A 24821-nucleotide genomic window follows, 5' to 3' on the forward strand; every position below is an offset into this window, starting at 1 on the left:
TAAAAAGGCATTCGATTGTGTTATCTGAAGAATAACATGCTCGAATGCCCTTTTGAATACGTCCAATTATTTAGTGCTTACTTCCAAATGGATTGAATTAGTCCATCTGTTTTTTAATGTTAACCAAGGTCATTTCACTGGTATCAATAAAGTTAACATCTGCATCCTTCAAAATTGTCTTGTCACCAATTCCAATGGAAGTTTCCCCAGCGGCGTTAATTGATTCAACTCCAGCGGCAGCATCTTCGACTCCAATGCATTGTTCTGGTTTCAAATTGATCAGTTCGGCACCTTTGAGGTAAATTTCTGGATCTGGTTTGCCTTTGCTCAAAGTTTTTGGATCCACAATCTTTGGAAAATAATCAGTCAATTGTAGCTTCTTCAAAACAGTAGGAGCATTTTTTGATGCAGAAGCTAATGATAACAGATAACCACCATCTTTAATTTCATCCAGGAATTCTTTAATCCCCGGAAGAATATTAGCTGGAGTCATTTTGTCAACCAATTTCAAGTAGTTTGTATTTTTTTCCGTTGCAAGATCAACCTTCTGATCGTCAGTATAGTGGTCTTGTAGATTACCTGCTTTTAAAATCATTTCAAGAGAATCCATCCGGCTGATTCCCTTTAAGCCATCTTCAAGTTCTTTGGACCATGGGGCACCCACCTTGTCAGCAACTTGATGCCAAGCTTGGCTGTGGAAAACCGAAGTATCCGTAATTACACCGTCGAGATCGAAGACAAAACCTTTAATATCTGAAAACTTTGCCATTGTAGTTCACTCCTAATCTTATTTGTAAGTAATAACAGTTGGCTTGTTCTTGGATAATGAATAACCCTTGTCACCAACCTTGATGTGACTGCTTGAATCGGCAGTCACATTGATTTTATGATGACCGATTTCAAAATTGTACGTGATGCCTTGATACGTTTGCTTAAATGAAAGCTTACTCCAAGTGGTTGGAAGGTGCGGGTTGATGGAAACCTCGTCGGTGTCAAACCGAACCCCGCCGTAACACTTGGTTTCAATTTCAAGCGTAGCACCCATGACGCCAAGGTGAATACCTTCAGCAGTGGTCCCACCTTGAATATCATAGTAATCGGAGAACAGGGCGGTTGAGAACAATTGCCAGGATTGATCCATATTGCCATCCATTTCATCCAGAACTGAATAAACAATTCGTGAAAGGGTGGATCCGTGAGTCGTTCGATCAAGGTAAAATCTTAAGTTGGTGGTGAAGTAGTTGGCAGGCAACTTGTATCCAAGTCGGGTAATGACGTTTTGAACTTCATTAAATGGTAATTCGTAATAAGCCATCAAAGTGTCAGCTTGTTTGGCAACTTGATAGGAATCAGGTGACTTACCTTCACCCTTTAACAATCGATCAATTCGCGATATATCACCGTACTTCTTCTGGTAAGAATCAAAGTTGAGCTTGGAAAGATTGAAGTAACCGGAAAATTGACCAATGATGCCTTCTTCGTTGATATCGAGACGAAGTTTGTGGGCAATATCACTCATTTGATCAAGTAAACTATTGTCTGTTTGAGCTTTTTCATTGGCAGATTTGATTATCTTAGGATCTTCATAACTCATCAGCTCTGCGACTTTATCGAATAACCAAGAAACCATGATATTGGTATAAGCATTATTAGTGAGGCCGTGATCATCAGAGTTTGGATATTCTTCGTGGAATTCATCTGGTCCCATAACGTGATGAATATCGTAACGATCATCTTTTTTATCGTAGCTCGCCATGCTGACCCAGAACTTGCAAATTGACAATAACATTTCTAATCCGTAGTTCTTCATGAATTCGGTGTCGCCAGTTAGATGAACATAATTAATGACATCGTAGGCAACTGACAGTGAAACGTGACGCTGCAAGCGACTGTTATCCGGATCCCATTCACCACTAACCGGGTTCAAGTGAACAAATTGTGATTGTTCATCCCCATACATCCCTGACTGCCAAGGATACATTGCTCCTTGCTTGTCTTCCGAGGCGGCGTATTTGCGCGCTTCACCGATTCGATTATAGCGATATAACAAGCACTGTTTAGCAATTGCTGGGTAATGAATAGCATAAAACGGTAGATCAAAGGTGACATCCCAGAAGATGTGGCCTCGATAAGCTTCACCGTGCAAGCCACGAGCGCCGACTGAGGAATCTAATTGACCAGAAGCCAAGGCGGCACTTGTCACAAGCATATGGTAGATGTTAACCCGGGTCAGTTTTTGGCTGGTCATATCATTATCAATTTGGATATCTGAATTCTGCCAGACGTTGCTCCAGAACTTTTGACTGTCGGCGAGGGTGTCATTGAACGAAGAAGCGTTCAGTTCCTTTTGGGCAGGTTGTTCCAAGTTGGCATCCTGAGTTTGGCTGGTAAATACTGTGACACATTTTTCAAATACGTACGGTTTCTCAGGTTCTACTTGGATATCCAATTTTTGCTGGATTTGTTTATCTTCAGTTTCAGCTGAAATTAACTTGGTGGTATCGATATCTTTGCTAGAAAGCTTAGAATTAATCACAAAGTTAACGTGGGACGTCTTGGTTTGACCAGTTAACGAAATCTGGTTATCGTGGGCAGCCATGCCAATGACGTCGATATGGTGTTGATCGAAATCCTGATAGCGCTCAACATTGCCATTAATAACAGTCCCGTCAATTTTTGAATAAAGTTGAATGCTCCCAGAAAAGTTGATTGGTTTTAATTCATACTTGATGGAATAACGGTGCCAATTTGTCATATTGGCAACTTTGGTAGCCCGAACTTGCAAAATGTGGCCAGTTGATAATTGAATATGCAAGGTGGTTGTTAAAACACCGGTTCGCAAATTTAAGCTTCGATAAATATCTTGAATATCTTCTTTTTTAATTTCAAACGGTTGTTGATGATCCACCCCAAAACTGATGTATTGAGCATTGGGGAGGTTTACTAGATCTTCGTTGACAACATCCCGACCGTTAATTTTGGTTGTGAGTTGATTGTAGACACCAGCAACGTACATCCCAGGGTAATTATCCTGGTTGGCGTTCGCTTCGACATACGCACCCCGCAGGCCAAAGTAGCCGTTACCGATTGTCAGCATGGCCTCTTGCCCGTAGTTACGCTTGCCGCTGTACTCACCATAATAATCAAGGTGCCACTTCAAATATTCCTGCTTTTCTGCCACGGCCTTTTCCAAACCAATATCTTGAACCTTATGCAGGTTAACGACCGGAATATTCATCATGTTGGCAATAGCCAAGCCAATATCGATCTTTTGGTGATTAATACCGATGATCGTGTCTGAGAATTCATAGTTCAATGAATTCTCGATAATTGCTGCATCAATTGGCAACCCAGTGAGGGCAGCCTTAATGTTCTCAAGATTATCGCCAATTGAAAATTTGGGGTTGTAGGTGATCATAAACTTCCTAAAAGGGGGCTTATTGGAATTCTCTGAATAATTGATTTCCATGACCCCATCACGAGCCCTTATCGCAAACGTTCTCATAACAAAACCTCTTCTCAAGTATTTCCATTTGTGAAATCCATCTATAAGTCAATTCTAGTTCATGTAGCGGGTAATCGCAATTAATTCGGGGTTTGAAAGCTATCTGAGCAACGCCCGACGCTGTCATTTTTGCTGATTTTCTAATAGATCTTTGATTTCTGAAAGCAGGACTTCTTTGCGATCAACACTAGGGGCTGTCGGTTGCTTTTTGACCACCCGGTTAATGATTTTGATCAGGATGAAGACAACGAAGGCGATGATGATAAAGTTGATGACCGCGTTTAAAAATGCCCCGTATCGAAAGGTGGCCTGACCAATTGTAAGGGCTAATTTTGAGAGGTCAATTTTACCCAGGAAAATGCCGATGAATGGATTGATAATGTTGGTGGTTAGGGATGTCACAATTGAGGTGAATGCCCCACCAATGATGACCCCAACAGCTAAATCAATAACGTTGCCTCTTGAGATAAATTCTTTGAATTCTTTTAACATAAGTCTTAATCTCCTCGCAATTTTTATGATATGGTATGACTATCATTATATCGACTGGATCTTCTTAAATACAAACCAGAGCTACGCCAACTTAATTTTTAATTCGACTACTGAAGTATGATATTATGATGTAAGTAATTTCAAAGGAGTAAGATTTTGAAAAATAAGCGTACGATTTTCACGGGAATTGTAATCGTCCTGATTCTTTCGATTGCTTTTTATATCAGTCAGCAGGTTGATCACTCAATGCTGTTATTTGTCGGTATTTGGATCGTTGCAATCATTCTAATCAGAATACTGTTAACCCCACTGGTTGTGATGATTGTCAGGTCACGAGATGCCAAAAAAGAGCAGCTTGAAAAAACAAAAATGGGTGCAGGCCAAAAGTCCATCGAGGATCACCAAAATAATTTTGACGACTAAGGAGAATTTTATGAAACGACATGTGCTTAGAAAGCGATTAATATCATTGGTTTTGGGATTAATTGTCTGTGGAGGGACATTGTATGTTGCCCCAACAGCTTTTGCCGCAACAACCCAAACTTCTGAAGTATCTGATTCTAAGCAACAACTGATTGATATTGTATTGAAACCAAAAAGTCAGACAAAGTTGCTGAATTTTGTTTACGATTCAGTGGATCCATCAAATCGTCATTATCGTAAATTCGTGACTTCAGGACAATTTGCGAGCCGGTTTGGTCAAAGTACCAAGCAAATTACTCAAATTCGAAAATATTTGAAAAAGCATCATTTGAGGGCCACTGTGTATCGGGGTAACCTCGTGATGGTCGTAAGGGGAACAACTAAAAATGTTGAGAAGGCATTCAAGGTCAACTTGGTGAACGTCAAAGAAGACGGGGTTCATTACCAGAAATCTAAAGGGGCGCCAAAGCTGCCAAAATCAATCTCAAAGTCGGTTTATGCTGTTTTTGGTTTGTCAACTTATTCACCTTTTTCATCAACCCAATCTGGAATAAAGCCCTCTTCCTTTTACACGGCCGCTAAATCAAGCAATAATCAGCCCGCTAAGTATTCTCCAAAAAAATTTGTTCACCGATACAACTTGTCATCTTTGTATGCTGGTGGATCAACCGGTCGCAGTAAAACCATTGGCATCATTTCATTTGCCAATTTCCATCCGAATGATGTTTACCGGTACTGGGATGGTGAGGGCATCAATGTAAAAAGTAATCGCTTGAGCGTTTATCGGACGAATGGTTATAAGGGAACTTGGGACGGTTATGACGAAACGACCATGGATGTCGAGCAGGCTGGTGCCATTGCGCCAGACAGTAATATTAAGACATACCTAGCCCAATCGAATATCACGGGGATGGTCAACTCGATTGCAGCAGCAGCTGGTCAGAATGTCGTTGATTCGCTTTCACTGAGTTGGGGTCAAAGCGAAGCACAAGTGGCTTATGAAATTAAGCAGGGAATTACCCCACGAAAATATAATCAAATTTTAAATCTCTTGTTTGAACAAGCCGCAGCCCAAGGCATCAGCGTGTTTACTGCCAGTGGTGATAATGGCGCCTATGACGGCATCACGACCGGCATGACAAAAGGATTGTCGGTTGATACGCCATCAAATTCGCCGTATGTGACGTCAGTCGGGGGGACGACCTTACCGCGGACGTATGTGGTTAACAAAAAGAAAGTGACGATCCCAACAGAGCGCGCTTGGGGATCGGAATTTCTTTATCCAAACTATATCCATCAGCGGTTCTTTAGCCAAATGGACATGATTCAGAGCTACTTTTCTGGTGGTGGCGGTGGTTTTAGCCAATACAACGCGACTCCTAAATATCAATCTGGATTCAGCGGGGTTGGGACTTATAAAGCAACTCAATTGTGGACATTTAAAAATGGTCAGCCAGTTCGACTGAAGCATCCTAAACAGGTGAGTGGTACAAAGTCTGGGCGCAATTTGCCTGATATTTCGGCTAACGCTGACCCATTCACGGGTTACAGTATGTTCGTCACTCCCAAGAAAAATTCTGGGGCCAAAGGTGAATGGGAAGTTTCTGGTGGGACAAGTGTCGTTGCCCCTCAAATGGCGGCCGCAAGTGCTTTGATGTCCAATAATTCTGTCGGGCGGCTTGGCTTTTGGAATCCACAGATTTATAAATTTGCCGCAACCAGCAGTTCGCCATTTACCCCGTTAGACAGTCGAACGAATAACACCAATCTTTATTACACGGGGCAACCTGGTAAGCTGTATAATCAAGCTACCGGTCTCGGTACTATCGACTTTACAAAGCTTAACCAGGCTTTTAACGGTTAACAAGAAGGAGAATGCGCTATGAACAATGAATCACGAAAGTTAAGCTTCGGTGACTATTTTGAACGGACGATGGTTTTTGTGGGCCTGTTCATTATTGTGGGCATCGTCCAGTTGCCACTTCAGCTCATTATCCTCGGTCATTTTTCAAACTTGATCAATTTGTTAATTGGAGCGTTGTACTTGATTGGCTTCGCAGTTGCGATTGGAATTGCGCTTTATATTTTCAAGCGCTATGCTCGGCCAGCTACCAAGCTGCAATTAACGGGTAACAATATTAAATGGATTGTCTATTCCTGGTTGGCGTTCTTTGTGATCGAAATTGTCTTAGGGATGCTGAATCAAGCAGTTTACTACGTTAATCAAACGTCTAATAATGAGGTCATTCAAAAGATGATGACCAGTAGTCACTTAACCCTAGTGCTAATGGGGATCACAGCGGTGTTCTGTTCGCCAATTTTAGAGGAGCTGGTCTTTAGAGGATTCTTAATTGGCGCATTCTTTAACGCTAAAAGTTTTTGGGCTCCAATCATCGTGAGTGCGGTGATCTTTTCTATGGCCCATATGGAGACAATCAACGTGATTAGTTTTCTGACTTATGCGCTGCTTGGTGGCATCCTTGGGTATTTGTTTGTTAAAACTCGAAACATTAAAGTGTCAATTGGATTGCATTTTTTAAATAATTTAATTGCAGTTGGCATGATGATTGCCCAAATCGTCATGGTGAATTGATTGTCTAACTGTTTAGGTCAGGACTGGTAACTTCAGTTTCTGGCCTATTTTGTTTGATTGACGGACCTTCATTAACCGTGCTAAATTGAGTTTAAATGAATTTGAGGTGGATAAGATGGGCTTAAATGTAAAACTATTAAACGATGTATCAGATGGTCTCAAAGGGGCGAAAAACTTAATCACAGATGTCCCTGGTGTCAGAGTGGGGCAAGTGACCGTGGATGATCAGGATGTCCATTCCGGAGTGACGGTGATTTTTCCTCATCCTGATAATTTGTTTCGGAATAAGGTTCCAGCCGCTTCATACGTCATTAATGGCTTTGGCAAGAGTGTTGGCTTAGTTCAAATTGACGAGCTTGGGACAATTGAAACCCCAATTGTGCTGACCAATACGTTTGGAGTTGGCACCGCCGTCAACGCCCTTACTAAAATGATGCTGACCGAAAACCCGGAAATTGGCGACACAACCAGTACCGTGAATCCCGTCGTAGCCGAATGTAATGATGGGGATGTCTCAAATATTCGCAAAATGCGAATCACCGAATCAGATGTGACTGAAGCCCTTAACGGCGCAAGCGATGTCTTCACTGAAGGCGCGGTTGGCGCTGGCCGTGGCATGATGTGCTATGACCTTAAAGGAGGAATTGGTTCAGCATCCCGGGTTGTCAAAGTTGATGATGACCATGAGTATACAATCGGAGCTCTTGTAATGAGCAACTATGGGTTTCTCAGTGATTTGAACATCTTTGGCCAACCAATTGGTCAACCTTTGGCCAAAATGCTGGCAGCTGATAAGAATAGAGAAGAAAAGGGATCAATTATCACCGTGCTTGCCACCGATGCTCCATTAAATGCCCGCCAACTCCGGCGATTGGCTAAACGGGCTACTGTTGGCATCAATCGGACTGGTGGCTTCATTGGGAATGGTAGTGGTGAAATTGTCTTTGCCTTTTCAACAGCCAATTTAGTGAGCCATTTTCCAGCCAGCAATTTTGACACTGTGACGCGGTTTAACGACAATGCGATCGACGTCTTCTTTAGGGCAACTGCAGCGGTTGTGGACGAATCAGTGTTGAGTTCGCTGGTTCACGCAGATTCGGTTGTGGATCGAAAGGATTGGCTGCGGTTGAGCTTTTGTGATGCAGCTCGCAAACTTGCCAAGCAGCAACCGGAATATGCGGACATGGTGGCAACTATTTTTAGCCAATTAGGAGTCAGTTAATGAGTTCAAAAATTTTATTAAATGCAGAAAATATCAATCAAAATGCATGGGGGGCAATTAACGGCTGTGAGGCCGCAAGTATGCTGGCGGGGCTCCATTACCAGCATCACGCCTTTGATATCAATTACGGTCAATTTCTCTTGGAGATGCCGATTAGCAACGATGCCAATCCGTATCGGGGCTTTGGCGGGTCGCCGTTTAAGAACCAAAAGGGGAAGTTTGAAGCTATTTTTGTCCGACCACTCATTTTGTGGGCAAGTCGGTACGATCACCTTCAGGATTTAAGTGGGGCTAATCCAGAATGGTTGTATGAAGCGGTGAAAGCAGGCAATCCGGTATTAACATTTGTCACGGTTCACTTCGCCGATCCGGAATGGGAGCAGTATCCATTTGGCAAGGTTCCCGTTAATAATCATGCAGTGTTACTGGATGGCCTTAAAGCTGACCAAGTTCATGTAAGTGATCCGATCGATGGGAAATACTGGTTGTCCAAAGATCAATTCGAAAGAATCTACAACCTTCGTAGAATGGCAATAACGATTTTGAAATAAAAGTATGAATTATTCGGGTCTTTCTAAATAGTATTAGAAAAGACCTGTTTTTTTGTGGTTTTTATGCTAAATTAGGAACTAAGCTTTGTTAAGAATTGGACAAATCATTGAGGAGTGATTTTATTATGAAGTTATCGCATAGTGTTGCTATGTTAGCGGGGGTTACCAGCATTTCGTTAATTCTCGCAGGTTGTGGGTCCAAATCGAGTCAGCAGAAGAAAACAATTACAACATCGACTGATTCAGAATTAACAACCGTGGATTTGTCAAAAACGACAGCGGTTGGTACTTTTAATGTCCTGAATAACGTCGATGAAGGTTTATATCGACTAGGCAAAGACAGTAAGGTTGAACCGGGAATTGCCACTTCATCAACTATTTCAAAAGATGGTAAGACCTACACGTTTAACTTGAGAAAGAACGCTAAATGGAGCAATGGTGATCCAGTTACCGCCAAAGATTTTGTTTATTCATGGCGGCGGACGTTAAATCCAAAGACCGCTTCTCAATATGGCTATCTTTTCTCAGGAATTAAGAACGCCGACAAGATTCAGAATAAAAAAGCTGCGGTTTCCTCACTCGGAATTAAAGCCGATGGCAAATACAAGCTCACCGTTACTTTGGAGCAACGGATTCCTTACTTCAAGTTGTTAATGGGATTCCCAGTCTTCTTCCCTCAAGACTCCAAGACGGTTAACAAGTATGGTAACGATTACGGCACATCGTCTAAAACCCAAGTCTATAACGGACCATTTACGTTAACCAAGTGGACCGGGACAAACTTGAATTGGACCTTAAAGAAGAACCCTAATTATTGGGATAAGAAGGCCGTTAAACTCGATGCCGTTAAGTTTAGCGTTGTCAAAGATCCTTCAACCGGTTTGAACTTATTCAACCAGAAGAAGCTTGATATGGCACAATTGTCAGCTACTCAAGCTAAACAAATGGGCAACAAGAAGGATATGGTTTCTCGAAAACAGTCATCCTGTTACTACATTGCGCTGAATCAAAAGAACAAGGCCTTCAAGAATTTGAAGATCCGCCAAGCAATGTCGATGATTATCAATCGAAAAGTATTAGCTAATAAAGTGGTTGGTGGCGGTGCCATGGATACTGATAGTTTCGTTTCCAAAGGATTAGCCGTTTCACCTCAAAACGGGACTGACTTCACCAAATACGTGACTGCTCCGGCATCAATGACTTACAATCCAACCAAGGCAAAGCAGCTCTTCAAAGAAGGGATGCAGGAAGTTGGCCTTAATTCATTGCATTTTACTTTGATGAATTCAGATTCCTATGATCAAAAGCAACTGAGTGAATATCTCCAAAGTGCCTTGCAGAAATTACCGGGTTTGAAAGTAACTTTGAATAATATTCCTGGACGAGTTATTCTCTCAAGACAGGCTGATCATCAGTTCACTGCAACGGTTGCTAACTGGTTTGCCGACTTTTCTGATCCAATTACGTTCTTGAACATTTTAACTTCGGATAACCCAAGCAACATTTCACAGTGGAAGAGCACCGAGTATGATCGTTTGATCAAGGCAAGCAATAACGATGATGGGAGTAACGCGCAAGCTCGTTGGAACGATATGGTAAAGGCGCAAAACCTTGCATTGAAGGACCAAGCCATTATTCCACTGTATCAATCGGGGGAAAAATGGATGATTAATTCAAAAGTTAAGGGAATTGTTTATAACACAGCTGGTGCCAATTACAACTTTAAGAATGCTTACATCAAGTAGGAGGTAGATTGATTGGATCCAGTTATTAAGGGAATTGAAATTCAAAGTGCAGCCGTTCCACTCAAGCGCCCATTCAAAACAGCGTTGAGAACGGTGACCACTGCTCAAACTATCATTGTTAAGTTGACCGATAGTACAGGCAAAGTCGGTTATGGGGAGGCAGCACCAACCCCTGTAATCACTGGCGATACAATGGCAAGCATTAAAGAAGCCATTGACGTTGTGATTGGTCCCAAGATAATTGGTCAATCCTTAGTTGATTCTGAGGATTTAAAAGCGACAATTGACGGTGCAATGGTTCACAATTCCAGCCCCAAGGCCGCGTTAAATATCGCCGTGAACGATTTGATTGCCCAGCATTATGGTGTGCCGCTCTATCAATTGTTGGGTGGTCGTTCGGATACAATCACCACAGATTACACAGTGAGTGTCGGCACAACGGCTGACATGATTGCCCAAGCTAAAGCGCTGATTGCCGGCGGTTTTACAACTTTGAAGATCAAGGTTGGCAGCGACTCTGAAGCAGAGGATTTGGCAAAGATGATTGCCCTTAGAAAGGCAGTTGGTCCTGAAGTTAAGCTCAGGTTAGATGCAAACCAAGGCTGGCATCCAAAGCAAGCAACTTATATCATCAATAAGATGCGTGATTTGGGGCTTGATATTCAATTAGTCGAGCAGCCGGTTCCGGCATCTGATTTTGAAGGAATGGCAGACGTGACGGCGAATACAACCACTATGATCATGGCTGATGAGAGTATTTTTTCAGTAGCTGATGCTTATCGAATCATTCAGCTCAACGGCTGTGATATCATCAATTTAAAGCTGATGAAGGCTGGCGGGCTCGATAATGCCTTAAAGATTAATACTCTAGCCGAGGCTGCTGGCATTCCCTGTATGGTGGGCAGCATGATTGAATCATCGGTTTCAGTCACTGCTGCGGCTCACTTAGCGGCTGCAAAGCGCAATATTAAGTATGTCGATTTGGATGCATCAATGATGTTCTCTAGTAATCCCACTTCTGGTGGGATTATCAACGAACATAATCAAATTAAATTACCGACGATTGCCGGACTGGGGTTTGCAAAATAACCCGTCCTGCTCCCCAAAGTTAAAAATAGATTATAAACGAGGCTGAAGACAAACCATCAAGTTTGACTCCAGTCTCGTTTTGTATTGGATTTGGATTGTTGTTAGGGTCAGTGGTTATCGTTCAAGAAACTGCTAATAAGTGTTATCATAAATAAAAACGAATGGAGGTGCCCAGATGGAAACAAGAAGGGTTAAAGTTCCTGTAGCAACTATCTGGAAGTCTAAAGAATCACCAAGAAAAGTGGATCGCCCTGCCTTAGAGGGTGATGGCAAAACTTGGGCCGATCAAATGAGCGATCAAGAATCGATTGACCTTTCAGAGAAAGATTTATTGGAGACTCAAGCTTTATTTAACGATGAAGTGATTATCGATCATTTTGATGGAGATTGGGCTAAGGTTTACGTTGCCAGTCAATCGGATGATTCTGATTCACGAGGTTATCCAGGATGGGTTCCGACAAAACTATTGAGCGCTAAACAAATCGTTTACCCACCGGTCACTGCAACGGTGAGAATTGCCGTCAGGACCGCTAATTTGTATAACGAAAATAAGCAACCAATTCTAGAATTGAGTTTAGGGACAGTTCTTCTTCAAACCGGGACTGATGGCGACTATTTTGAAGTTGTTTCCCCACTTGGAAAGGGCTACATTGACAAAAAAGCGGCTGTTTTCCCATTTGTTGGCCAGAATGCCGGTGAGACAATGGTTCAAATGGGACGTCAATTTTTAGGGATGCGCTATCTTTGGGGTGGTGTCAGTTCCTATGGATTTGATTGCTCGGGATTTGCTTATACGCTTCATCGAGTTTTAGGCTTTGATATTCCGCGGGATGCTGATGATCAGCAAGAATCAGGATTGCCATTATCACCAGAAGAGATTTTACCTGGTGACTTAGTATTCTTTGCGTATGATCATGGTACTGGTTACGTCCACCATGTTGGCATGTACATTGGCAACGGGCAGATGATTGAGTCACGAACACCAGGTGCGAAAGTTGATATCGCTGACTTGACCGAGCCAAAGTTTGCTTCAGAGTTTGCGGGCTTTCGGAGATATTGGCGATGAGAACAGCTTTTCACAAGCAGGTGTCTAAGTTGTTGGATGTCGATTGGTTAACGGTTGGCACGATGATCAAATTGGATGGTCAAATTGTTTATGAGAAAAATGCTCAGGACGTTTTCCCATCCGCTTCTTTGATTAAATTAGCAATTCTAAATGAAATTTTGGATAGTCAAGTTGATCTCAATCAATCAATTGTTGTATCTGGCAAGAAGCCGGTAGGTGGGGCAGGTGTTTTACAACTACTTTCCCAAGCTGACTGGCACTTAAGGGATTTGCTGGCCCTTATGATTAGTGATTCTGATAATTTTGCCAGTAATATTTTGATTCACCACTTCAGCACGAGGTCGATTAACCATTATTTGGAAGATCATCATTTTCAGACTACTCGGCTTAATAGATATTTGATGGACTCTCACGCGTTGGAGCAAGGTGTTGACAATCAGACCAATGCAGCGGAAAGTTTGCGGCTGCTTGAAATGGCCTTAAGCCACGGTGACATTGTGACGAATTGGTTTAAAAATCAGCAGTTTCGATATAAGCTTCCCGGTAATTTTGATGAGTCGGGTGACGCGATCCAAGTATTCAATAAAACCGGGGAAGGTAACCAAATTGATCATGATGTGGCGCGGTTTGTATATGGCAAGCATTCGCTTGAAATCGCGATGCTCACTTTGAGCACATCTGACCGGATGAATGTGATTTCGATTTTTAATCAAATTGGCCAGTTGGCAGCCGAAGAGTTGGAACAAATTGACGTTTGAATGGTATTTTAGGATAGTAAAAGGCTGGTATCAGGACGTGAATAGGTCTTGATACCAGCCTTTTTGTAATAAGCAACTAGTCAATTTTACGATTATATTGATCGAGTTTCTTTTCAATCATTGCAATGGATTCAGCACAATTTTCTTTATCAGTTTCCTCTAAGTCCAAGATTTCGAAGCACTTTTTAACATGGCCGAAGACTTCTTCTTTTTCATCTTCAGCCATCTTGGTTAACTGAATAATGACCGTTCGTTCATCTTTTTCACTCCGATTGCGTTTTATCCAGCCGTGGCTTTCTAGACGCTTTAACAGTGGGGTTAGTGTCCCGCTATCCAAATTAAGATGGCCACCTAATTCTTTAACCGAAAGCGGTGCATATTGCCATAAAGTGAGCATAGCAATATACTGAGGGTAAGTTAAATTGAATGGTTTTAAGACGTTCTGATAGAAATGATTGAATTTCTTGTTTGCTGTATAAAGTTGGAAACACAGTTGGCTATCCAACTGAATAGGCTGTATATTAGGCATAAGTTTAGCTCCTATTAGTTTATATATAATATTATTGTAAGGTATCTCAGAATAAAAGCAAGAAGTAGATTTTTAACTATTAAATTTTGAACAATCTTTTTACCGTCACGGGAGGAATAAAATAATATGAATATAGGTCGATTGAGGTTTAGCACGTGGTTATTTATGATTACCGTTGTTTCAATGATTGGATACATAGGATACTACGGATTTTGGTTCCTAAAGGGTGAACCTAAGTTTCATGGTCAATTATTATTGTTAATTGAAGTTTTTGTTGGAATCTTAATTGCTATTTTACCATTTATCATTGAAAAATTTGGGTATTTTTACTTTCCTCAAGTTGAATTAATCTTTTTCTACGTGTTCCTCTATATGTCTATATGTCGATTTTTCTGGGATCCGGACTGCAATTTTATGGTGTGATGTTCTGGGATAAATATGAACATGTTTTATCGGCCATGATGTTGGCAGGGTTGGGCTTTTCTATTTTCCAAGGATTACTTGACTCTAGGGATAATTCACGAAGAGCACCATTTTTGATGAGTCTATTTGCCTTTTCGTTTGGGACGGCTTGTGGGGTCTTCTGGGAACTGTACGAATTCACCGCAGACGGGTTGGGCGGTCTTAATTTGCAGCGGTACGAAGAAGCTGGAAGAATGCTCATCGGTCGGGCAGCCTTAATGGATACAATGACTGATCTGATTGCTGATTTAATCGGGGCTTTCTTGATGGCATTAATCGGTTATTTGTTAATGAAACGCGATCCGAGTGCCAGTCGTTACTTAATTTTTAAATCAAAACACCAAAACTTCTTTTCAAGTTCGTACTTTTAGTGTAAAATTAAACTTGTTGTTGCCCCGATGGCGGAATTGGCAGACGCGCAGCGTTCAGGTCGCTGTTTGAGAAATCAAGTACAAGTTCGAATCTTGCTCGGGGCACTAATACAGGTTAAATAAATCGCGTTAATTCACTTTAATTGAGTGGATTAACGCGATTTATTTGTATCATTCATTCTGCCCCTAAACGGTCAATTAAGTCCTTATATATTGGATAGTCAGCAGCCAAATCAGCTTTATGAAATAATTCAAAATCGTGGAAGTCAAATCCAGGCGAGACCATGCAGCTTACGACAGCAAAAGAATTTGGGTCGGCAACTTCTGACGCAAAGATCGTATTCTTAGGCACTCGAAACTGCAGCTGTTCCCCATGGAGAATGTCACTGCCAAGCTTAAAGTTGCTATACTTGCCAATTTCATCAATACAATGGATTATAATTGGCTTACCCGCATGGAAATACCATAATTCATCATGATTGAGCCGATGAAAGTGAGAAGGGCTTCCGTAATCGAGTAGGAATAGAATTGACGTGTATCGATAGCGGTCACCACGACTTTCAGGTGCAAAAAACGTATCTTCACTATGGTAAAGTTGTTTATACGAACCACCTTCTGGGTGTGGTTCTAAATTTAACTGTTTAATGTAGTCTTGTTTCGTTATCATTAGGGATTCCTTTCTAAGAAAAATGCGATGTTACAAATGAATTGATTTAAATTATAGCAAATCACACATTTTGGTCACTAAGCTTTTTTATAATCTGTAAGTTTGTGATTTTGTATATATCATAAAGCTTATTAATTGCATTTGATTTATAAACGTTGCATTATAGTAGGTGTAGTGAAGTTGATTGCGCTTACAGGATTTTAGAAAGGATGATCAGCATGTATGAGAATATTTTAGTACCACTTGATGGCAGTAGGAATTCGCAGCAAGCTCTTGAAGAAGCAGTCAAATTAGCCAAACAGTTTAATTCAAAACTCAGTTTGATCACAGTCATTAACAACACCAATTTCTATTACGGCGCTGGTGGGACAGGATTGCCTGCAAATATGTACGACGATCAAAAAAATGTTGCTAATAACATTATTGATGAAGCTAAAAAGTATGTTGATTCACAAGGCGTTAAGTATGAAACAGCCGTTGACATTGGTAACCCCAAGAACATTATTACCCATATTTATCCGGATCAACATGGCATTGATTTAATTGTCATTGGTAAATCCGGTGTTGATGCATTGAATCGGGTATTGATTGGTTCAACAACTGCTTATGTCGTTCGTAACGCCACAACCAAAGTGTTAGTTGTGAATGCTAAGGATGAATAATTTAAAAGAGGAACCAAATTGTTTCCAAAAAAATAAAGAGCGGATAGCTTATCACTATCGGCTCTTTTACTTTGTGTCTAACTATAAACGATCCGAAACCTTGTATGGTTTTTGAATCGCGTTTTTTTCATTATCGTGGGAAACAACATCGTCTGCCAAGAAAATATCAAAATCTTTGTTATCAACGCCGTGAACGACGAGGACTCGTTTGTTCTGATTTTGTTTTTCTTTATAAATTTGAGCAGTTTTGACAGCTTCATTGTGATCATGAAAGTTGCCAATTGAATCGCCCGGGTTGAAAAATACGATTTCATCCATAAATACCGCTCCCTTCAATGCTTTTTAACTCTTAATTAAATTATAACGTAAAATAATGCTAAAACAAAATTCAGCTATTTTTAATTTGTTTTCTTGGACCTTTTTTAAGAAAACATTATACTACTGGTAGCTTGGGTCGTTATCTGATAAAATAATAGGCGTTATGTTTTGATGAAGATTGAATTAGTAAAAGGGGAATAAGTTATGTGCGGATTTGTTGGTTACGTTAACCAAAAAGATGTTCCTGAAAATACAATTAATGATATGGCAGATAGAATTAAGCATCGTGGACCTGATGACGAAGCTTATTTTGCTAATAACGACGTGTCCATGGGATTCCGCCGACTTTCCATTATTGACTTAGCCCATGGTGGCCAGCCGATGTATAACGCTGACAAGACCAAAGTGTTAACGTTTAATGGCGAAATTTACAATTATAAAGAAATCCGGGAAGAATTGCGTGACTTGGGTTATAAGTTCCGAACAGATGTTGATTCTGAAGTCCTGATTTATGGTTATGAGGAGTGGGGACCTGCACTTCTTGACAAACTTCGCGGGATGTTTGCATTTGTGATCTATGATCAAAAGAAGAATGAGGTTTTTGGCGCCCGAGATCACTTTGGTATCAAGCCATTATACTATTATGACGATGGGGATTCCTTCCTTTGGGGATCAGAAATCAAGGCATTTTTGGAGCATCCAAATTTCAAGAAGGAATTAAACCTCAGACTTCTGCCAATCCATTTGAGCTTTGAATTTATTCCGTCTAGAGAAACCATGTTTAAGAATGTTTACAAATTACTTCCTGGCCAATATTTCCTTCACAAGAACGGCAAGACTGAAACCCACCGTTACTTTAAATTCAACTATGATCACATTGATAATAGTCAGACGATTGAAGGTGATGCCGATAAAATTGGTAAGTTGGTTGATGATTCTGTGAAAGCACATATGATCGCCGATGTTGAAGTCGGCAGCTTCTTGTCAAGTGGGATTGATTCCAGTTACGTATTGAATGAAGCGGCTAAGCTTAAGCCAATTCAGTCATTTTCAATTGGGTTCCACCATTCTAAATATAGTGAACTCGCTTGGTCGACAGAGTTTGCCAAAACAATTCAACAGAAGAACACGCCAATTTACATGGATGGCGATGACTACTTCAACTTCCTACCAACCATGATGTACTACATGGATGAGCCGTTATCAAATCCCGCTGCAATTCAGCTCTATTATCTGTCACGAGAGACTTCCAAGCACGTGAAGGTTGCCTTATCCGGTGAAGGAGCTGACGAGTTCTTCGGTGGTTATAACACGTATTTGGAAGCAATTCCATTTGATCGCTATCAGAAATACGTTCCCAAGCCGGTACGTAAAGGCTTAGCAGCAGTTGCAAAACGCCTGCCAAGGTTTCATGGTAAGCGTTTCTTAATGCGGGGCGCCCAACCGTTAAGTGAACGATATTATCGAGTTAATTATGTTTTCAACTACGAAGATCGAAATAAGGTACTGAAAGATCCGTCAATCAATACCGATTCCGGTGCATATACGAAGCACATTTTTGACGATGTTGCTGACAAGGATGAAATGACTCAAATGGAGTATTTCGATATTAACACTTGGCTTCCTTATGATATTTTGCATAAAGCTGATCGAATGAGTATGTGTAATTCACTGGAAGTTCGAGTTCCTTTCGTTGACAAAGAGGTTGCCAAGTTTGCGGAAACCATGCCGGTTAAGACCCGAATTACCCCAGATGAAACGAAGATTGCCTTGCGGACAGCCGCTGAACGGGAAATGCCTAAGAAGACAGCCCTGAAAGAGAAGCTCGGTTTCCCATCACCGATTGCCAGCTGGATTAATGATCCAAAATATCATGAACGCATCGTGCACGCGTTCCATTCAGATACGGGTCAGAAGTTCTTTAACACTGAACAACTTGACCGTTTATTAAAAGAACATGCTGAAGGTAAGTCCAACATGCAAAAAATCTTCACAATCTATACCTTCATTCTCTGGTACCAGGTATACTTCCCTGAAGATACCACTGAAAATACCGTTAGTTTGGTTCATAGAACACAAATTTAGAATTCGTAAGGAAATGGAAGGTGCATAAGTTGGCACAAATTACTCTTGACGAAGCTTTGGTGATTTTAAACGAACATCATTTATTAGTGAAAAGTCAATTGAGCAACTTAAGTCTCAATTTTAAGCAAATTGCGTACAATTCTAAATTGGTTTCAGGAAAAAGCCTGTTCTTTTGTAAGGGTAATTTTAAAGCAAGCTATTTGTTGGATGCTCAGAATCGAGGTGCGATTGCTTACGTTTCTGAACAAGAATTCACCAATGTTGCGATTCCCGGTATTATCGTGAATGATATCCAAAAATCAATGTCGCTGTTAAGTGCGGTATTTTTTGGGTTCCCGCAGAATCAATTGCCGACAATTGCGTTTACCGGAACCAAAGGGAAAACGACTTCGGCCTATTTTGCAAAGTCAATTTTAGATAGAACCTATCAACAAAAAGTTGCTTTATTCTCCACTATCAACACGGTGGTAGGGAATACTGCCAACGATGTTGTGAAGTCCAGTTTGACGACTCCAGAATCATTGGACTTGTTCACAAATATGAACGCTGCTGTCCAAAACGGGATGACACATTTGGTAATGGAAGTCTCTTCTCAGGCCTATAAGAAAAATCGCGTTTATGGGCTTCATTACGATGTTGGGGTGTTTTTGAACATTTCGCCAGATCACATTGGCCGAAATGAACACCCAACGTTTGCGGATTACTTACACTGCAAAGAACAGCTTTTGGTTAACTCTAATATTTGTATTTTGAATGCTGATGGAACGCACATCAGAGACATTTATTATGCTGCCAAGACGACGACCCAGCCAGAAAACATCTACATTTATGGTCGGGAAGCTGAGGTAACCGAACTTGGAATCCCAGTTGATTTTCAGTATCAATCACTGGAGGATTCGTTGACCAGTAACAAAATTTCGATTACTGCCAATACCAATCATGCAAAGAAGCTGGCTATTGATGGCAATTACACAATTAGCATTCCCGGCGACTACAATGAGGGTAATGCCGTGACCGCTGCAATTACGAGTGGCTTGATGGGGGCAAGCGTTGCTGATATCGAATATGGTTTAGCTCACACAACAGTCCCTGGCCGAATGGAAATTTATCCAACTAAAGAGCATGGGACCATTTATGTGGATTATGCCCACAATTATGGTAGCTTGCATTCCGTGTTGAATTTCATCAAAGAACAACAATCCAAGGGGCAAATTGTTGTGATCACTGGCAGCACCGGCGATAAAGGAATTGACCGTCGGGAAGGACTTGGAAAAGCAATTGGCGAGTTTGCCAATAAGGCTTATTTAACGACTGATGATCCGGCAACTGAGGATCCGAAAGTAATTGCGGAAACAATATCCCAACATATTGATCATGATAAAGTTGCAGTTTCTTACATTGCCGATCGTAAAGCTGCAATCACGAAAGCCGTGACTGAAAGTTTACCAGGTGACGTTGTGTTGGTTGCTGGCAAAGGACATGATGCCTTTCAGAAAATCAATGGTCAAAATGTGCCTTATGCTGGGGATGCGGCAATTGTTGCTAATCTCGTGAAAGGACTTTAATCAAATGGATAATCAAGAAGCGGATTTTACCCCAGTTCTTTTGGGGAGTGATTTTAATGTGTACGGAATGGCTCGCTGCCTTTATGAAATTTATGGGAAGCCGGTCAAAGCATTTGCTGAGGTTCAACTTGCTCCAACCCGTTATACCAAAGTAGTTGATCTCGAACTAATTCCAGGTTTTAGCGAGGACCCAACTTGGATCAATTCCATGAAACGAATTAAACAGCGATATGCTGATCACAATGAACCAGTCATTCTAATTGGGTGCGGTGATGGTTATGCTGAACTGATTTCCAAACATAAGTCGGAATTGGAAGATGTCTTTGTCTGCCCGTACATTGACTACGACTTGATCAAAAAGTTGAACGACAAAGAGAATTTTTACAAAATGTGCGACAAGTACGATTTGCCGTACCCAAAGACCAAGATCATCTCAAAGCAAATGTATGAATCTGGTGAGGATATCAACCAGCCATTTGGGTATCCAGTGGCGCTGAAGCCAGCGAATAGTGTTGAATGGCTGGATATTCATTTTGAAGGCCGCAAAAAGGCATTTATCATTCAAAGCGAATCTGAGTTTAAAGACGTGGTTGCTAAAAGTTATGATAACGGCTACACATCAGATTTTATCCTTCAAGACTTCATTCCAGGTGATGACAGCAATATGCGGACATTGAACGTCTATGTTGATAAGAATCACCAGGTTAAGCTGATGTGCTTGGGGCATCCACTTCTTGAGGACCCGTCTCCTTCTGCAATCGGTAATTACGTCGCGATCATTCCGGAATTCAATCAAGATATTTATGACCGCGTCCAAAAGTTTTTGGAGGAAATTAAGTTTACCGGCTATGCAAACTTTGATATCAAATTTGATACCAGGGACAACTCCTATAAGTTATTTGAAATCAACTTGCGGACTGGCCGGAGTAGCTTCTTTGTGACTTTAAATGGTTACCAATTGGCTGATTGGGTTGTTCAAGATTATGTTTTTGACTCTCTTAAGGACAAACCGACCCTTTACGCTAACCAAGATCGAAATAAATATTTCTTGTGGCTGGGCGTTTCAACTCAGATCTTTAAAAAGTATGCAAAAGAAAACGAAGCCAAAAAAGAGGCGCTTCAATTGATCAATGAAGGCCGATACGGTGATACTTTCTGGTATGGTAAGGATAAGAGTATCAAACGTTTTGTGTTATACAAATGGATGTTCCATAACTACGCAAAGAACTTTAAGCGCTATTTCGTTGCCAAGTAAGGACTGATTATTTATGGATAACTTTTTTACAATTATTGGTGGCATGGGGACCGAAGCAACCGAAACGTTTATTCATCTTTTAAATGAACAGACACCGGCAACCAAGGATCAAGATTATCTCAATTACATCTTAGTTAATCATGCCACAATTCCTGATCGGACCGATTATATTATGGATCACAAGAAGCCCAATCCTTTTCTGCCGTTAGCAGCTGACATTAAGCAACAAAGTCAGCTTCAACCAGCATTTTTTGCGATCCCATGTAATACTGCCCATTATTTCTATGATGAGCTTCAGGCATTGACGACGATTCCAATTCTGAATATGCCGCATGAAACAATCAAGAAAATTAAGACCATGGTTCCTAATGCCCGCAAAGTTGGTTTAATTGCCACAAATGGGACACTTCATGACGGTATTTATGATAAAGAAATAATCGATGCCGGTTATGAATTGTTCAAACCCACTGCGGAAGTTGCCGATCAAACAATGGAATTAATTTATGATGATGTGAAGCAGAAGGATTATGTTGATGCCAAACTTTATCATGATATTTTAGCCAAAATGGTTGATCAATTTCATTGCGATATCGTCGTTTTGGGTTGTACAGAACTATCAGTTGCCCAACAGCGGGCGGGCGATCATGGTTATCCGGTCATCGATTCTCAAGATGTTCTGGCCAAACGCTCAATTGAGCTGGTTCAACAGCTGAGGAAGCAAAAAAAATAGCCAACTAATTAATAGTTGACGAAAGTTTGAATTGCGATGGCAATAGGAGTTGCAATTACCAATAGCCAAAGGAGCTTTGGGGTATAGTGAGTATCCTGTTTGCGACCGTATGCATTTTCACTGAGCGCGATGATCGCTAACGTCGTGACAGCACCAATAGCAACAATCAGTGGATGCCGGTGAAAAGAGCGAAGCGCAATCACAACTTGACTAATAATGATCATCCAGTAGAATAACCTGGAGATCATCATTGAGTCGATTACTCGTTTCTTGATCGGCCGGATGAGACCCCAGATTAAGTTAACGAAAAAGACTGCCCAACAAAAATAGTTCAGTATAATCCACATTCAGAACACCTCTTTACTTAAGTATCAATAATCCGACCAGAAAAAGCAATATCTATTGCCGTTCTTTTACAAATTTCAAAACTTTATGACAAAGGTAATTTTGCGTGATATAATTATCTTTGCTATGCGGGTATAGTTTAGTGGTAAAATTCAAGCTTCCCAAGCTTGCGTCGCGGGTCCGATTCCCGTTACCCGCTTCGTAGTGTTCCTAGCTACGGATCACCGGATTGATGATCGAATGAGGTTGACATTTCTACTGTTAACCAGTTATTATACATCTGGTATGTTATATTTATTCAATGATAAAAGAGTAGTAGTTGGTTGCTGAATATCTAGCGAATTCGGGATGGTGAGAGCCGAAGTATTGAGTCAACGAAGCGCGCTTTTTAGAATAGTAATTTAATAAGTTGAGCGGATATTTTTATCAAATGGAGTGGTACCGCGGGTTTACTCGTCTCTTGCAATTTTTTGTAAGAGTCTTTTTGTATATTTATAGACGGAGGGAAATAGTAATGGATTATAAAGCACAAGTGACAAATTCAATTTTAAGTGTCTTGAATGACGAATTATCATCAGCAGAAGTTTATGAGAAGTTGGAACAACCTAAGACCCAAGCAATGGGTGACTTAGCATTTCCGGCATTCGTTTTAGCAAAGGTTTTGCATAAGGCCCCTAATCAGATAGCCGAGAATCTGGTTGGTAAAATTGACCAATCATCGTACGAAAAGGTTGAGGCTAAGGGTGCTTACATTAACTTCTTCTTAGATAAAGGTCAATTTAGCAATGAGGTTCTGACCGATGTCATTGAGCAAGGCGCCGCCTATGGTCAAAACGATCATGGTAAGGGTGGTAATGTGCCAATTGATATGTCCTCACCTAACATTGCCAAGCCCATTTCAATGGGTCACTTGCGCTCAACTGTTATCGGTAACTCAATCGCCAAAATTTTGGTTAAAAATGGGTATCATCCAATCAAGGATAATCATCTTGGTGACTGGGGAACTCAATTTGGAAAATTGATTGTTGCCTACAAAAAATGGGGTAACGAGGAAGACGTTAAGAAAGACCCAATTAATAACTTAGTTAAGTATTATGTTAAGTTCCATCAAGAAGACAAAGAACATCCTGAGTTGGATGATGAGGCCCGTGAGACCTTCAAGAAACTTGAAGAGGGCAATGAAGAAGAGGTCTTCTTGTGGAAATGGTTCCGAAAAGTTTCCCTTGAATCATTCAATAAGATTTATGAAAAATTGGGTGTCACTTTTGATACTTATAATGGTGAAGCATTTTATAACGATAAGATGGATGAAGGAATTCAGATTCTTAAAGATAAGGGCTTACTTGTTGAATCCAGAGGTGCGCAAGTTGTTAACCTCGACAAGTACAATCTAAATCCTGCTTTGATTTTGAAGAGTGATGGCGCCACTCTGTACATCACCCGTGATATTGCCACCGCAATTTTCCGTGACAGAACCTACAAACCAGCTATGAACCTTTATGTCGTTGGTTCAGAACAAACATACTACTTCCAACAATTGAAAGCTGTCCTGCTTGAAATGGGCTTGCCATCAGCTGAAAATCTTCATCATATTCCATTTGGCTTGATTACCGTTAACGGAAAGAAATTATCAACTCGTTCTGGTCGAATTATCTTGTTGGACAAAGTTTTGGATGACGCTATCGATTTGGCTAAAAAACAAATTGAAGATAAAAATCCTGATTTGCCAAATAAAGAAGAAGTTGCCAATGAAGTTGGGGTTGGCGCAATTATCTTCGGTGATTTGAAGAACGAACGAACCAATAACATCGACTTTGTCCTTGAAGATCAACTGAAGTTCGAAGGGGAAACCGGTCCATATGTTCAATACTCACATGCCAGAGCCGAAAGTATTCTTCATAAGGCCAACGACATCGATTTCCATGGGGCGAATAAATCTCTTGATGACCCTGCAGCTTGGGAAACCGTTACTTCATTGAAGGAATTCCCTGACATTGTTAAGAGTGCCTGCAAGGACTTCGAACCATCAGAGATCGCTAAGTATTCATTGAGATTAGCTAAAGCATTTAACAAATATTATGCTCACTCAAAGATTCTGGTTGAAGATGACCAATTAGGTGCTCGTTTATCACTGGTTAAGGCTGTATCGATTGTGTTGAAGGAATCACTTAACTTGTTGGGAGTTAAAGCCCCAGATGCAATGTAATTTAAATCTAAATGACTAAATGAAAGACTGGGAGTCCGCGTTTTGATCCCGGAAATTTAACAAGAAGGACCAATTATTCCGGATGTTGGAATGGTTGGTTCTTCTGGCTCTTCGTCAACTGTTGTTGGTGAAACTAAATTCGAGTTCTAATCACTTTGTGATTAGGGCTCTTTTTGTTTTGA

23 protein-coding genes and 2 tRNA genes are annotated in these 24821 nt (G+C 40.9%); 18 read left to right on the forward strand and 7 right to left on the reverse strand.

Annotated elements, in window-relative coordinates; genetic code table 11:
• Positions 1-97: 97 nt before the first annotated feature.
• From pgmB to mscL, 3 genes are all read right to left on the reverse strand, one after another.
• Positions 98-769 (reverse strand): beta-phosphoglucomutase, encoded by a 672-nt coding sequence (pgmB, locus tag KTE19_RS07335; protein WP_217164726.1) that lies wholly within the window; start codon positions 767-769, stop codon positions 98-100.
• An 18-nt stretch (positions 770-787) separates the two neighbouring features.
• The gene (locus KTE19_RS07340) at positions 788-3505 is read right to left on the reverse strand and encodes a glycoside hydrolase family 65 protein (protein ID WP_217164724.1); all 2718 of its coding nucleotides are present in this window, start codon (positions 3503-3505) and stop codon (positions 788-790) included.
• Positions 3506-3628: 123 nt separating this feature from the next.
• Entirely contained in the window at positions 3629-3997 is a 369-nt protein-coding gene (gene mscL, locus KTE19_RS07345; protein WP_217164722.1) for a large-conductance mechanosensitive channel protein MscL, read from the reverse strand.
• Positions 3998-4153: 156 nt separating this feature from the next.
• On the opposite strand from mscL, the gene KTE19_RS07350 reads away from it, so the two are divergent.
• The 9 genes from KTE19_RS07350 (at position 4154) to KTE19_RS07390 (ending at position 13444) form a co-directional block, all read left to right on the forward strand.
• Positions 4154-4420, forward strand: a complete 267-nt coding sequence (locus KTE19_RS07350; RefSeq protein ID WP_218043502.1) for a hypothetical protein — start codon at positions 4154-4156, stop codon at positions 4418-4420.
• Between the two features lie 10 nt (positions 4421-4430).
• Positions 4431-6284, forward strand: coding sequence for a S53 family peptidase (locus KTE19_RS07355; protein WP_217341965.1), 1854 nt, complete (start codon positions 4431-4433; stop codon positions 6282-6284).
• Positions 6285-6302: 18 nt separating this feature from the next.
• A complete protein-coding gene (locus KTE19_RS07360; RefSeq protein ID WP_217341966.1) occupies positions 6303-7013 on the forward strand; it encodes a CPBP family intramembrane glutamic endopeptidase in 711 nt (236 codons plus the stop codon).
• Between the two features lie 115 nt (positions 7014-7128).
• A complete protein-coding gene (locus tag KTE19_RS07365; protein WP_217341967.1) occupies positions 7129-8235 on the forward strand; it encodes a P1 family peptidase in 1107 nt (368 codons plus the stop codon).
• Complete coding sequence (locus KTE19_RS07370) at positions 8235-8786, forward strand: C39 family peptidase (RefSeq protein WP_217164714.1); 552 nt, start codon at positions 8235-8237, stop codon at positions 8784-8786. The genes KTE19_RS07365 and KTE19_RS07370 overlap by 1 nt, the downstream gene beginning before the upstream one ends.
• Before the next feature lie 125 nt (positions 8787-8911).
• Positions 8912-10531, forward strand: coding sequence for a peptide ABC transporter substrate-binding protein (locus KTE19_RS07375; protein ID WP_217341968.1), 1620 nt, complete (start codon positions 8912-8914; stop codon positions 10529-10531).
• A gap of 12 nt (positions 10532-10543) precedes the next feature.
• Positions 10544-11620 carry a dipeptide epimerase gene (locus tag KTE19_RS07380; protein WP_217164709.1) on the forward strand — a complete coding sequence of 359 codons (1077 nt, stop codon included), beginning with the start codon at positions 10544-10546 and terminating at the stop codon, positions 11618-11620.
• Positions 11621-11795: 175 nt separating this feature from the next.
• Entirely contained in the window at positions 11796-12686 is an 891-nt protein-coding gene (locus tag KTE19_RS07385; protein WP_217164707.1) for a C40 family peptidase, read from the forward strand.
• Positions 12683-13444 carry a serine hydrolase gene (locus KTE19_RS07390; RefSeq protein WP_217164705.1) on the forward strand — a complete coding sequence of 254 codons (762 nt, stop codon included), beginning with the start codon at positions 12683-12685 and terminating at the stop codon, positions 13442-13444. The genes KTE19_RS07385 and KTE19_RS07390 overlap by 4 nt, the downstream gene beginning before the upstream one ends.
• 76 nt (positions 13445-13520) lie before the next feature.
• Here KTE19_RS07390 and KTE19_RS07395 read toward each other — a convergent pair whose 3' ends face one another.
• Positions 13521-13973 carry a MarR family winged helix-turn-helix transcriptional regulator gene (locus KTE19_RS07395; protein WP_217164703.1) on the reverse strand — a complete coding sequence of 151 codons (453 nt, stop codon included), beginning with the start codon at positions 13971-13973 and terminating at the stop codon, positions 13521-13523.
• Positions 13974-14395: 422 nt separating this feature from the next.
• Here KTE19_RS07395 and KTE19_RS13970 point away from each other — a divergent pair, with 422 nt between their 5' ends.
• Complete coding sequence (locus tag KTE19_RS13970) at positions 14396-14806, forward strand: DUF2238 domain-containing protein (protein ID WP_488225851.1); 411 nt, start codon at positions 14396-14398, stop codon at positions 14804-14806.
• 21 nt (positions 14807-14827) lie between these two features.
• Positions 14828-14911, forward strand: a tRNA-Leu gene (locus KTE19_RS07405).
• A 70-nt stretch (positions 14912-14981) separates the two neighbouring features.
• Here the strand turns inward: KTE19_RS07405 and KTE19_RS07410 are convergent.
• Positions 14982-15473 carry a cupin domain-containing protein gene (locus KTE19_RS07410; RefSeq protein ID WP_217165150.1) on the reverse strand — a complete coding sequence of 164 codons (492 nt, stop codon included), beginning with the start codon at positions 15471-15473 and terminating at the stop codon, positions 14982-14984.
• Between the two features lie 218 nt (positions 15474-15691).
• On the opposite strand from KTE19_RS07410, the gene KTE19_RS07415 reads away from it, so the two are divergent.
• Positions 15692-16135, forward strand: coding sequence for a universal stress protein (locus KTE19_RS07415; RefSeq protein WP_217165151.1), 444 nt, complete (start codon positions 15692-15694; stop codon positions 16133-16135).
• A gap of 81 nt (positions 16136-16216) precedes the next feature.
• Here the strand turns inward: KTE19_RS07415 and KTE19_RS07420 are convergent, their stop codons facing one another.
• Positions 16217-16453, reverse strand: coding sequence for a hypothetical protein (locus KTE19_RS07420; protein ID WP_056982597.1), 237 nt, complete (start codon positions 16451-16453; stop codon positions 16217-16219).
• Between the two features lie 204 nt (positions 16454-16657).
• Here KTE19_RS07420 and asnB point away from each other — a divergent pair, with 204 nt between their 5' ends.
• Genes asnB through KTE19_RS07440 form a run of 4 tightly spaced genes read left to right on the forward strand, consistent with a single transcriptional unit; the run spans position 16658 to position 22088 of the window.
• On the forward strand, positions 16658-18538 hold the full coding sequence (gene asnB / locus KTE19_RS07425) for an asparagine synthase (glutamine-hydrolyzing) (RefSeq protein WP_217165152.1): 1881 nt from the start codon (positions 16658-16660) through the stop codon (positions 18536-18538).
• Positions 18539-18567: 29 nt separating this feature from the next.
• Positions 18568-20103: a UDP-N-acetylmuramoyl-L-alanyl-D-glutamate--2,6-diaminopimelate ligase gene (locus KTE19_RS07430; protein WP_217165154.1), complete on the forward strand. Its 1536-nt coding sequence runs from the start codon at positions 18568-18570 to the stop codon at positions 20101-20103.
• A 4-nt stretch (positions 20104-20107) separates the two neighbouring features.
• Positions 20108-21358 (forward strand): carboxylate--amine ligase, encoded by a 1251-nt coding sequence (locus KTE19_RS07435; protein ID WP_217341969.1) that lies wholly within the window; start codon positions 20108-20110, stop codon positions 21356-21358.
• Between the two features lie 13 nt (positions 21359-21371).
• Positions 21372-22088: an aspartate/glutamate racemase family protein gene (locus KTE19_RS07440; RefSeq protein WP_217341970.1), complete on the forward strand. Its 717-nt coding sequence runs from the start codon at positions 21372-21374 to the stop codon at positions 22086-22088.
• 8 nt (positions 22089-22096) lie between these two features.
• Here the strand turns inward: KTE19_RS07440 and KTE19_RS07445 are convergent, their stop codons facing one another.
• Positions 22097-22435, reverse strand: coding sequence for a YisL family protein (locus KTE19_RS07445; protein WP_217341971.1), 339 nt, complete (start codon positions 22433-22435; stop codon positions 22097-22099).
• A 126-nt stretch (positions 22436-22561) separates the two neighbouring features.
• Between KTE19_RS07445 and KTE19_RS07450 the strand changes: the two genes are divergently transcribed.
• Positions 22562-22632 (forward strand) — tRNA-Gly (locus KTE19_RS07450).
• Positions 22633-22947: 315 nt separating this feature from the next.
• Positions 22948-24639, forward strand: coding sequence for an arginine--tRNA ligase (gene argS, locus KTE19_RS07455; protein WP_217341972.1), 1692 nt, complete (start codon positions 22948-22950; stop codon positions 24637-24639).
• The last annotated feature ends 182 nt before the right edge of the window (positions 24640-24821 follow it).

The sequence above is a fragment of the Lentilactobacillus dabitei genome (assembly GCF_019061365.1).
Lineage (GTDB): Bacteria > Bacillota > Bacilli > Lactobacillales > Lactobacillaceae > Lentilactobacillus > Lentilactobacillus dabitei.